This window comes from Paenibacillus sp. ACRRX, assembly GCF_022346885.1.
In the GTDB taxonomy this organism is placed as follows: Bacteria; Bacillota; Bacilli; order Paenibacillales; family Paenibacillaceae; genus Paenibacillus_B.
On sequence record NZ_JAKRNK010000002.1, the window covers coordinates 237112 to 250129 of the forward strand.

The 13018-nt window shown below is 47.8% G+C and carries 3 protein-coding genes and 2 pseudogenes; all 5 read right to left on the reverse strand.

Going from position 1 to position 13018, the window contains the following annotated elements; all coding sequences use genetic code 11:
• Positions 1-78 precede the first annotated feature (78 nt).
• Positions 79-1854, reverse strand: a complete 1776-nt coding sequence (locus MH117_RS26795) for a KR domain-containing protein (protein WP_481857256.1) — start codon at positions 1852-1854, stop codon at positions 79-81.
• Positions 1834-3417 (reverse strand): annotated as a pseudogene (locus MH117_RS26800) (type I polyketide synthase); the annotation flags it as partial. The pseudogene MH117_RS26800 and the gene MH117_RS26795, both read right to left, overlap by 21 nt.
• A 339-nt stretch (positions 3418-3756) precedes the next feature.
• Positions 3757-8655: pseudogene (locus tag MH117_RS26805) on the reverse strand (type I polyketide synthase); the annotation flags it as partial.
• Between the two features lie 60 nt (positions 8656-8715).
• Positions 8716-12105, reverse strand: a complete 3390-nt coding sequence (gene fabD, locus MH117_RS06625; protein WP_275444554.1) for an ACP S-malonyltransferase — start codon at positions 12103-12105, stop codon at positions 8716-8718.
• 86 nt (positions 12106-12191) lie between these two features.
• Entirely contained in the window at positions 12192-13007 is an 816-nt protein-coding gene (locus tag MH117_RS06630) for a hotdog family protein (protein WP_239327894.1), read from the reverse strand.
• Positions 13008-13018: the final 11 nt, after the last annotated feature.

Genomic DNA, 13018 nt, shown 5'->3' on the forward strand with positions numbered 1-13018 from the left:
AGGATTCGTTTTCAGCAAGATTCGATGCCGAGTATCTTCGTGATTAAAGATCAAAAGCCAAACTTTTTGAACTACGACTTAAACCATAACAATCGTCTGTTGCAAGTTGATGTTCGCCTTATTTAAGGACCCCGACGGACCCATAATCGTCATTTGATGGATCGAATGTGTAAGAAGTACCTCCAAAGCTTGCAAGTTGTCCGCTGTCTGTTGCTGCGCCTCCTGGGGTGGAAGTTTTTCACTTCCCCAATTCATTACCTTGATCGCACATGGCCATTGCAAAGCGAGACGGTGGGCAAATGCCCTCTTGAATGTTTCGCTCGCAGCAGTGCTGCTGTCCTCCAGTTGTTCAACTGAACTTCCCGCAGTTCGAAGATACAAAACAAAATCGAGTGGTTCTCTCCCGATTAGCTGAGCGATGGCCATGCTAACAGCAATATTAGCCAACAATTGGGACCGGAATCGCCCTACTTCCTCTTGAGCTAGAGCTACACCTGATCGTAATATTTCCATAATCACTGCGCCGTCAATGTGTGAATACCGGAGCTTTATCTCCTGAACCGCCCGGGATAATTCTGCAGCATTCTCAGTATCCGCAGGAATAAATTCAATCCGATATCCCCGTGTGGCTAGGCGATTCAGTCCGCCTTGCATCGTGGAATCGTTAACGCCTATCCAGATTAAGCGAGCCTCGTACGTTCGGATCATATATTCACTCCAGATTTCAGCTGCATCACCTGCTGCTCCAATCACGACATATACGCCTCTCTGTTTTATTAAGGTCGGTTTTGTACGGCGATTCGTCACTGGGATGAGCTCCTGAAAATACCATTCTCCATTTCGGTACACGGAAGGAACTCCTTGAGCGGAGCCAACTGGCGACATCACCAACTCAGCGAGCGGTGGCTGAGCATCCGCTTCTAAATCGAGGAGGCGTATATTCCAATGCGGGAATTGCTGGCGCATCAATTGTGCAAGCCCATAAATGCTGGCATGTGTCGGATCAATGGTTTCATGCTTGTGAACTGCTGTCGCCTGAATGGTCGCCATCGTCCATTCGAGCCTCGCGTTTCCGTACCCAAGACGCAGCAAGCTTTTCATGAGGCGGAATATTGGGACGGCTCCTTCCTCTTGCCCCACTATGAAACGTTCATCAGATACGGCAAGGCTGTTGAAATCGGGCGCAATCCACAGTATATGTTCAATCGTACCGAGTGCTTCCAATTGTCTTGTGACGTCATCCACCGTATGATTCGTTGAGATTACGACAACATGCGCATTCGGATAATACTCCCTTATTTCATGCCGTAAGGTTTCTCGGTCTCCGATCAGCAGTATTTGGTTTGAAACAGAAGGATCAGCGTGAGCTGTCTTCGTCCAATCGTATTTTTGCCATACCGGAGTGAGCATGACTGTATGGTTAGTCTGCGGTATGCCAACATTAGGCGGACTCGAAACAGAATCCGCATGCTTCACAGCCGAGACCAGAATGTTCTCTGCTGCGCTTTTAATTTGTCCACTACTCATTGGACTTGACTCCGCTCGTGGCACCCAATAACGTTCCTTTGCAAACGGATACGTGGGAAGACTCATCCGGCGCGGCCGGCATCCAGTATACAGCTTGTGCCAATCCACGCGCAGACCCTCTACCCAGCCTTTCAACAGGTTCGAATAGTTTCGATGACGGATCCACTCGGCTGCCGTTTCTTCCTCTGTTATGCCAATGTCACCGGTGCCAGTGCCGTCGATTGTTTCCGTCAGACGTTTCACTCTGCCTTGATATACTTCTTCAATATCGCGTACTTCTTCAGTATTTCGATATCCAATATTGAATTTTTCTTCCACAACCCTCATTAGTTTCACTTGAAGTTCGTCCACGGAATTCACGAACAGACCGAGACGATATTCCATCGCGTCGCGGCCGACCTGCAGCGTATATGCGATATCCACTAACTGTGCAGTCGTATACTTGTTCTCTTCCAATGCAATAAGAAATTGCTTCGCCTGCGACATTAAGCGTTCTTTTGTTCTGGCCGAAAATACGATAACTGCAGGATTCTCTAGTTTAAGAACAGAATCAGAATGGTTCTCTTTCGAAATGTATTCTTCAAGCACGATATGAGCGTTAGCCCCACCAAAACCAAAAGAGCTTACGCCGGCCCGCCTTGGCATATCTCTGCCAAGTGCATCACAAAGAGGCTTCCATGCAGTTGTTTCCTGAACAAGATAGAATGGGCTGTTCTCCAGCTGAATATATGGATTGACCACATCAAGATGCAGATTTTTCACCAGTGTTTGATGTTTAAATTGCAATAACACTTTAATGAGTCCCGCAATGCCGGCAGCCAGCTCCAAATGGCCAATATTGGCTTTGATTGATCCTATTCCGCAATAAGCGCAGCCTTCTGCCCCGGAATGGCCGTATGCTTCGCTCAATTCCTTGAAAGCCGATTTCAACCCATTGATCTCTATCGGATCACCCAATTGCGTACCTGTCCCGTGGGCTTCGATATAACTGATCGTCGCCGGATCAACTTTAGCTTTGTTATACGCTTGTTTCAATAACTCTGCCTGCGCTTTTGGATTCGGGGCAGTTAAAGAGCTGGCGCGACCTCCGTGATTCTCGCTGGTGCCCTTAATAACGCCATAAATATGATCGCCCGCCATTTCCGCGGCTTTCAGCTTCTTGAGCATCAGCATACCGACCCCTTCACCGCGCACATAACCATCTGCATGGGCCGAGAACGTTTTGCATTTTCCGTCCTTGCTGAGCATCCCGGCTTTATTAAAGCTGATGTATTCGCTCGGTGTCAGCAGCGTGTTCACACCACCCACGATTGCCGTGTCGCAATCTCCACAGTGGATGGCGTTCACGGCCCGGTGAATTGCAATCAATGAACTGGAGCAGGCGGTTTCGATTGGTTCGCTCGGTCCGTGAACATTTAAAAAATAACTCATTCGGTTCGGTCCAATAGAGGATACCTTCCCTGTTGACGAATATCCCTCGATGCCCACTTTCGCTGCGGTAAGCATGTGGCTATAATCACTGCTCATAGTTCCGACAAAAATGCCCATGCTGCTTCCGGACAAGCTCCTTGCTGAATATCCGGCATCCTCTATCGCTTTCCAAGCATAAGTCATAAGTAGACGCTGCTGCGGGTCCATGAATTCCGCTTCTTTCGGCGAAATGCCAAAAAACAAGGGATCAAATTCATCGATTCCGTCAATGAATCCGCCCCATTTGATGTTCGTTCGATTCACTTCATCTACTGGGTCTCCGTAATACGCTTCCCAATCCCAGCGATCTTTTGGAATTTCAGAAATGCAGTGTTTGCCATCAACAAGATTGGCCCATAAATCATCGATATCCTCCGCCATCGGGAATTTGCCGCTCATTCCGATAATAGCGATCGGCTCTTGTGTCATTGCTGCTCGATCCGTCGATTCATCGCCAGGACACGATGTTCTGCCTGTCGAATCAGTGACTGAATGACATGGAACCAACTCCCCATCATCTGCATTGCGCATCGTCGCCGCCTCTGAATGCATCCGCTCATCAGTCAGAATAGGAACCTCTGCATCAACTGAAATCGAATCTGCCGCAAATCGGCAGCACTGCGCGGATATTTGCACCTGATTCTCTGTGCTGTTTCCCGCTCCTAGTTTCTTCGCCAGCGCATCTTCATGCTCGCTGACTAAATATTCAATAAAGCTTCGAATTGCCGGAAATTCAAAAAAGATCGTAGGTGTCAGTTCCAGCTTATAGGCTTCGTTCAATTTGTTTGCGAGCTCCGTTAGCATAATGGAATCAAAGCCGTGTTCGCCAAATTCGGCATCCACATCGATATCCTCGAACTTCACTTTTAAAATGCCAGAGACAATATGCAGTATTGCAGTTAATACTTTTCCCATTAGCATCCGCTTATTTGTGATTTTATCGCCTGATTCCGTGATGATGTGGTCAGATTCCGAGCTCTTCTCAGCAACTGTAGTGTATCTGTTTGCTGCCGATTCAACCTCAGCACGTATCGCAAACCCTTGTGTTCTCAGCTTTCGCATATCTCCGTGAGCTGCAGCTATCTGATGGTTGCCTAACGCAATTCCTGCATATAAAAGACGAATTCCCGTTCGCGTATTCATGGGAAGCATTCCGGTTCTGAGCGCCAACGACTTCTCGCTCTGTGCATCTATTCTCATGCCTCCTTCTTTCCACAGGGGCCAATTGATCGACAACGTATGACCATGACGTCGGCCGGCAGTAACTAGCTCACTCCGATACTTTGCATATCGATCCATGAATGAATTAGCCATTGCATAATCTGCCTGACCCGGATTGCCAAGCACGGCTGTTACGGATGAGAACAGAATGAAGAAATCCAAGTGAATATTTTTGCTTGCTTTGTCCAAATGAACGAGTCCCAATACTTTAGGAGCAAGCACATCCTCTGTTTCAGCGGCACTTTTCTGAAGAATAAATCGGTCCTGGATAATGCCTGCTCCATGAATAATGCCGTTTAATCCTCCATAATCGTCCTGAATATCACGGATCAGATTGAATACCACCTGACGATCGGTTACGTCGGCCTGACGATATTCAACCTTCGCACCCAACGCTTCCAGTGCCCTCAGCTTCATCTGCTTCTCGTCTGTCAGCAGTGAACGACCTGTGAGAATCAGAACCGCATCTTTCACCTGACGCGCAGCTTCTTCGGCAAAGATATGACCCAGTCCACCCGTCCCACCGGTAATTAAATAAATCCCTCGGTCTTTCCAAGGGTAAGCCAGATTTTGCTCTGCTACTTCCCTTTCGATCCAGCCTGCTGTCAAGCGTTTGCCCTCGAAATAACGTATATGGACTTCCGCCGGATAGTGTTTGCTTTCGAACAATTGGTCCGTCAGAACAGTTGCTGCTTCATCGGGATCCACTTCTAGCAGTTGTCCAATAAGCTTTGGATGCTCAAGGCGCGCAGTATGCAGCAATCCGGCTAGTCCAGCAAACAGCTGCCGTTCGCCGTGATTAGGAATGACTAGCTGAAGCAAGACATGCTTATCAGGTCTTGATCGAATCAATGACTGGATCTGTTCAAGCACTTGAAGGCCATAGCATTGAAAGCGCTCCTCTATAGCACTTTCTTCCACTGTCTTGTGCAGACGAATACAGACAGTGTCGGCATGCTGCGCCATTTGTTCCTGCCATGCTTCCTGTCCCTCGCACAGCAAGACGACATGAAGGCCATACTCTGGCACCGCTGTCGGATGGTCAATCCTTTGCTCCTGCCAGCAAGGCTGAAGCATGATCGTCCCCGTCGTTCTCTCTGATTCTGACGCACTTCCATCTCCATTCAGCACCCTGGAGGTAAACCCGTTCATGCGCACGCACATGCTGCCTGTATCCTCATCGTATATCTCGATATCCAGCTTCTGTACGCGATCGTCTGGGCTGCTGCCTGCACTATAGCGGACATGCGCCCACATCGAAGATGTGCACGGCGCGAACACTTCAAGTTCTTCCAGCGCGAACGGCAGTGAAGGTCGCTGTCCATCCGGCGATTCCGCTGACAGCCCCGATGTCAACGCAACCGAAACTTGCAAAGCAGCGTCCATTAAGCTCGGATGAAGTACATAATGATGTTGGCTATCGGCTAAATGTGACGGCAGCGACAGCTTCGCCAGCGCTTGCTGTGTTCCGGCGCAGACGTACTCAATCGCTTGATGGCTTGCTCCATACATAAGCCCGAACTTGTGTAACGTTTCATAAAATTGTGCGGACGTAAACCGAGTTAATCCTTCCTGCGCCTCTACTTGCTGTCGTGTTATGCTTGTTACTTTTTTTTCTATATTGCTAATAACGGCCCTGCCTTGACTGAATATGAACCGTTCTTCTTTTCCATCCGCTTCCTTATATACTTCAAAACATATTTCACCGTTGTCTTCCAGGTATAATCGGATATGAACTTGTATAGGCGTATCTTCGACACGAATAGGGCTCTTCCAGACGATATGTTTCAGTTTGACAGCGGCGCTTTCATCAATCCCAGCAGCTTGCTCAACCGCCGCTCGTGCCATCTCCAGATAGGCTACACCGGGCAGTATTCTGCTGTCGTTGACGACATGATCACGCAAGAAAAACTCTTCTCCCGAAAAAATCGAGCTGTAACGCTGCTCCGCAAAATTCGAAGTATTACGATGCAGCAGCGGGTGAAGGACAGTCGCCATTTTGAGACGAGGGTCTTTCTTCTCACGACTAAATCCTGGTAATTCAACCGCTAATGGAATCCAATATCGCTCTCTTGCAAAAGGATATGTAGGAAGCGAAACTCGCTTCGGCCGGCTGCCTGCATAAAGCAAGCCCCATTCGATGTCAATGCCGGAAACCCACAACTTAGCGAGTTTATCGACTTTCCCTTGTTTCCAAACCGATTGGAGAAAGGATTTCCCTTCCTCTCCTTCGACTAATAACCCGATGCCGGATCGATTTTTGTTGACTCTTCCTCGGTGCAATCTCTCGTTGTTCTTGTTTCCATTCAAATAATCCGACCAACAATCTTTTAATTCCTGTAGTGTCGTGACAATGACAGCGAGTCTTTCTTGCATCGATTCGCGCCCTGATTGCAAGGTGTAGGCGATATCAGACAGAGGTTCATTTGTCGTGTCCAAATAGGCAAGCATGTTCTTTACATAGGCGTCGAGACACTCCTCGTTCTTGGCTGACAATACAATGACTTGAGTTCCAGCATCATTGCTTATTTGCCTTTGCCCGCGGTGGGCGATTTCGGAATACTCTTCCAACACCACGTGAGCGTTGACACCGCCAAACCCAAACGAGCTCACACCTGCACGTCGCGGGATGTCCCTTCCAGGCTTATCCCACTCCTTTGATTCATTCAAGATATAGAACGGACTGTCTTGCAACTCGATATATGGGTTGAGCTGCCCACCGTGAAGATTGGCCGGAAGCTTGCCGTGCTTCATGCATAACAGCACCTTGAGCAATCCCGCAATGCCAGCGGCAGGTTCCAGGTGACCCATATTGGACTTCACCGCTCCAAGCGCGCAATGGGGCTGTTCTGCGGGCAATCTGCCCCATTCCCGATACAACTCATCGAATGCCTTTTTCAGCCCATTAATTTCTATCGGATCGCCAAGTGGTGTTCCTGTTCCATGGGTTTCGATATATCCGACGGTAGCGGGATCGATGCCGGATTTCCGCCAGGCATCGACAATTAAGCTCGCCTGCGCATTCGGACTCGGCGTCGTCAGTGAATTGGCGTATCCGCCGTGATTGATAGACGTTGCACGGATGACGGCATAGATATGGTCGCCATCATCCTCTGCCTTCCGCAGCGGCTTTAACAGCACGGCCCCGCTGCCTTCACTTCTGACATAACCGTTAGCCTGCTGGTCGAACGTCTTGCACCGTCCATCTTCGGACAGCATGCCTGCCTTGCTAAGCGCAATGTATAAATTCGGACTGGCGATGACATTGATGCCGCCCGCAATTGCTTGATCGCAATCGCCGCTCCGGATCGCTTCGATAGCTCGATGAACAGCTACTAAAGACGCGGAGCAAGCAGTATCCACCGGTTCGCTAGGCCCGTGAAAATTAAGTAAATACGAGATGCGGTTGCAAAGAATCGATTGGAACACACCGGTTGGCGTATGAGCCTGAACCTCCACATTATGTTGATTTAGCAGGTCATAATAATCGGAGCTTCCGACCCCGACGAATAATCCGATCTTGCTGCCCGATAAGTCCGAGGCTTTATAGCCCGCATCCTCAATCGCCTTCCATACTGTCTCTAAATAAATTCTTTGTCGCGGGTCCATAAGCTCCGCCTCACGGGGAGAAATGCCAAAAAAAGAGGCATCGAATGTATCTGCCTCTTTCATGAATCCGCCCCACTTCACATTCGTAACATTCGATTGTTTAACGGTGTCACCGAAGTAGTCCTTCCAGTCCCATCGATCTAGAGGAATCTCGGTAATGAGGTTATTGCCAGCTATCAGATGATCCCACCATTGATTTAGGTTATCCGATTGCGGCATTACGCCTGCAATACCAACAATGGCAATGGGATCCAGCCCTGTGCAGTCGTCTGCATCAATACATTCTGGCCGGATTCGTTCCGCTTCAAATGACGGGTTGCACAAAGGTCGTTGGGGATCGGCTGCTAAAGTATCCGCATTTTTGTACATCTGGGCAGGGGTCATGCTGCGCTTGGATTGATCAAGCAAATAGCTGCACAACGAACGGAAAGTGATATGCTCATAAAACACGGGCGGGGAAATCTCCAAATTGTAATACGAATTGATACGGTTTATGAATTCTGTAATCGTAATGGAGTCAAAGCCATATTCGCTTTTGTCTGCATCGAGATCGAGATTGTTCTTGTCTACAAACAAAACTGCGGAAGCGATGCCAATAATTTTTTGACATATACTGTCTAAATAAGGATGATCCTCCACTTGCGGCGTCCATTCCTCGCTGTAAATGTGCTGCTCAGGTGTTTCCACTCTTACAGTCGTTTCAGCAACATGCTCGTTTACCCGCCGCTTAATTGCTTGAATGATCCGAAACCCTTCCTCTGAAGACATCTGTCCATCCCTTACCATATGCAGGACTTGCTCGATCCTCATCCAGTTATCCATCATCATAGGCCCTCCGTTTGCTTATACTGCCTGTTCAAGAACAACCTTGTATATCAATAATCTCGATTAGTGAATCAGGGATCGGTGCAAACTTCGGGTCCTCCGGTTCAAGACATCGGCCGTCTCAGTCATTAATTTTACCGCGATCTCATCGACATGACGATTGCGCCAGTGTTCAAACGATGTACCTTTTACCCATTGATTAAATGCCCCCAATGCAGGACCGCAGTGAATCTGATAATCAACTTGGCAGCCTGGTGTACCCTGTAAAGCAATTCGTGTCGAATAAACAAAATACCATTTGAATATTAAAGCCATCTTGTGCTTCGGATTTTGTTCCGCCTTTTCGATTTCCTGAGCAGAATGATGTGCTTTGACTTTCTGGTACACTTCCTCAAAGCTCATCTTGAAGTATTTCTCTTGAAGCTGTTGTTTCTCTTTTTCGGGAATTTCATCGATTGCGTTATATTGGCGGTACAGCTCATGTAGTTTATTTGCTCTCGCGGGGAAAAACACCCCTTTGCGCAAAACCTGGACCTTCGCTCCCATTTCAAACATATCTCCCGCCGGGGCATAGGCCGTATCCTGAATATTCATTTGCAGCAGCAAATCTTTGACAGCATCGCTGGTCCCTGCCTCTACCGTGCACTGATTAATCGAGCCCGTTACAATAAAATCAGCACCCAAGATAAAGGCCGCTGCAGCGGCTGCAGGCATCCCAATTCCACCTGCGGCGCCGATCCCCACTTTTTGACGATACCCATACTTTCTGCAGATCTCGTCACGAAGCATTAGAATCGCTGGCAGCAAAACATTGGCCACTCCTCCGTCGGTATGTCCGCCTGAATCCGCTTCTAGACATAAGTCGTCTGCCATTGGCACTTGCCGCAGCAGGTTTGCTTGTTCTCTCGTTATTTTGTGCTGGTCGATGAGACGCTCCACCATATACTCAGGTGCTGGACTTAAGAAGATTTCCGCTACTTCCGGTCTGGAGACTTTGCCGATGATTCTATGTTTGATCGAGACACTTCCGTCCAAATTGCTGGATAGTCCCATGGCTCTATATTTAATAAGTGATGGGGTAATCGTCATGTAAGCGGACGCTTCGATCAGATTCACACCGTATTTCATATAGAGATCGACGTTACTTTCCTCCCTTTCCGGGTGATACGGACTATGCAGTAAATTCATGCCATAGGTTTGCCCTTGATACAGCTCTCTTTGTATGTACTGAATGTCTCGTTCTACTTCATCCAACTTCATTCCCCCGGTGCCAAGGAAGCCCATCATGCCTGACTTTCCCATTCGAACCACTAGCTCCTTGGAAGCAATTCCTTTGTACATGCCCCCTGTCAAATAAGCATATTTAAGATTGTAAGTTTTCCTGAACTGTTCAGACCCCAGTGATTCTGCCGTAATCCCGTATGCGAGTGAATGAGGCACTGTCGCCTCTTCATTGATAAAATGCTTTATCACTGCTGGAACCTTGGCCTGTATGCCAACCTCTTGATAAGCTTCACCATTTAGCTCATCACGATTATTTTGAGTATGCGGAGCTGGATACTCTATGATCGGCTGACATTCTTGCTCCAAGTCAATGACAATCGGTTCGGCTTCCTGACGAATTTTGCTGGTCAGACCGGACAATACAATACCGGGACCTATTTCCTTAATCTCAATAGATGCAAAGCCCATGAGCACTTGAACGATTTCGCACCATTTAACGGAATGCGTAATTTGTTTAATCAAATTTAATTTGAGTTCAGATGGCCGGTATGGTCGGGCAGTGACATTAGCAATAACGGGAATGTTTGGAGCCATAAACTCGAAAGATTCAATATACTGCTCGAATTGATCTCTCGCCTCCGCCATATAGCGCGAATGAAAAGCCCCACTTACTTTTAATGGGATGCATCTCGCCCCTTTAATTTGCTCAAACACTGGCTGGGCTCGTTCAATGTCTTCTTTCCTGCCTGCAATTACGATTTGTTTGGGGGAATTGTAGTTTGCGATGTCAATGAAATCCAACTGAGGATGCTGTTTGAGCACGCGGCTGACCGTCTCGCCGTCTAAGCCGATTACAGCTGCCATTCCGCCACCCGCAGCGCGACTCATCAGCTCCCCCCTTTTTTTCACCAGCTTCAGTCCGGTAGGGAAATCAAAAGCACCCGCTGCAAATAAAGCATTATACTCACCCAAGCTATGTCCTGCAAGCAGATCGGGTTTGACCCCTGAGTCCTCTTTCGCTTTCAAAAACATCAATGCATTTACGGTATAAAGAGCAGGCTGGGTGTAGTCCGTCTGATTCAATTTCCCTTGCGGATCTTGCAGGCACAACTCTTTTATCGAATAACCGAGTATTTCATCCGCTTGGTTCGTAATTTCAGGAAATCGATCGAACAATTCCCCTCCCATTCCTTTCCCTTGAGATCCTTGTCCCGGAAACACATAAGCAAGCATCGGTTTCTCCTCCTTGGTCACCGTAACCTTGTTATTGCTTGAATACTGGGCCACTATACGGCTTACATTTGACGTCTCATGCTGAAAAGGCGTTAGCACAGGCAGAATGATTTCAGTCTCAGCGATGTTTATCGAGCGTTTCATCAGGGCAGCAAGTGTTCCCGAAGGACCCAAGTCCAAATAAACGCCACGCCTTATATGTTTCTGCAGAAAAGAGATTGCGTTGGTAAACAGAATCGGCATACGCACGGCTTTCCATAAATAGTCCTGCTCCAATTGATCGATCTGTCTGCCATAAACGCTTGATATAAATGGAATTTGTGGATTCTGAAACTTAAATCTTCTTAAAAAGCCGATATACTCAGCTTCCGCCGGATCGAGCATGGAAGAATGAAAGCCTTGGGTAACAGGAATATTCTGGCATAAAATGCCTTGAGCTTTGACATGTTGCTCTACTTTTTTTATTGATTCTCGGGCTCCCGCCACAACAAAATGGGCATCGTTATTGATTGAGCTGATTTCACAATTCTCGCGCAGAACAGAGTCGGAGTTGTACCATGCGCGATCATGTAATATCGCAAGCATACTGCCTGGTAAACACAAAGATTCCAATTGCATTGCTTGAACGGCAACCGCATGGAGCGCGTCTTCAACACTAATAACTCCAGCTGCTACCGCAGCGGAAAATTCCCCCAGACTCGACCCAACCACAATGTCAGGCTGCAATCCGCTCGTTTTCAACAATTCGGTCAAGGCATGCTCCACCATAAAAATGGCGCAATGTGTGTACAGGGTACGATCGAAGGGTGTGCTGCGGCTTTTTTCTGGATGGTACAGCTCGTTCAGAATCGATTCGCCAATCCATTCTTGTAATTGGTTATCCATACGCTGCATGTGAGATCGAAATATTGCATTCTCTTGAAACAACGTCCGTCCCATCTGATAGTATTGTGATCCCTGACCCGAATACATAAATATGATAGGTTGTCTCACCATGATTGCTCCTTCTTACGCCAGCTTCCTTCATCATGAAATAGCTTCCAGTCTCAGCAAGCGACTATACTTCTTGAGGCGATCTTATCTTAAGCCTGCGCTGTGCTCCAATAATGAACAAGCTCCGAAATCTTGCTTCCATTGGAAGCAAAAAACTCGAGCGTCGTGAGATGCAGCTTAGGTTTGCGTTCTACCGGCTTGGCGATTCTAATCCAGCATTCCTTGTCCATTGTCCTAGCTGCGCGGAAGGATTCGCAATACAGTGGTATGAACAGTTTCTGCTCCCCATCCATTGCTTGCGGGAACCATACTCCGCTCCCGATAATCGCGCCTTCAATCAGTGCAGGATGGAACATGAACCCGGCGGCACCGGGGAGTGCTTCTTTCCCCAGCACAACCCTCAAGCAGCATTCACCGTTCTCTCCTTCATATCTTATCCCTTCCACAAGCATAATTCCTTCATGAAACAAGTTCTGCTGGCGACATTTTTCGTAATATGCAGCTAGGCGCTCTTCCTGGTTGGTTTCAAGTTGAATTCGGGCAATATCCAATCTTTCATGAAACACCAAGCTCTCACGCATATACATTCGCGCCGTGATCAACAACAGGCGCTTATTAAGCCGTTTTCCACTTGTTTCTTCGTCGCTTTCAATTCGAATGTCCCAAGATCCCGCTTCTGTCTCTCGGGATTGAATACATAATAGAACATCCTTGTCATTTCTGATGAGAAATGGGGCATAGACGGTAAGATTACGGAGCTCAAGCCGTGTAAAATCATATCCCTGCTCGCGAAACAACTGGAAGATGAGATCAAAATACGAGCTAACGGGAAGCGAGCCTTGCCCTTCATACTTATGATGTTTGACAATCGGATGGTCCATTCGAATTAGAAACTGTTCTTTCATGAAGGCACCTC

What these genes read in the sequence shown, in the direction of transcription:
- MH117_RS26795 (WP_481857256.1), bottom strand. Translation starts at nt 1,854, where the DNA reads ATGAGGGTTGTGGAAGAAAAATTCAATATTGGATATCGAAATACTGAA.
- fabD (WP_275444554.1), bottom strand. Translation starts at nt 12,105, where the DNA reads ATGGTGAGACAACCTATCATATTTATGTATTCGGGTCAGGGATCACAA.
- MH117_RS06630 (WP_239327894.1), bottom strand. Translation starts at nt 13,007, where the DNA reads ATGAAAGAACAGTTTCTAATTCGAATGGACCATCCGATTGTCAAACAT.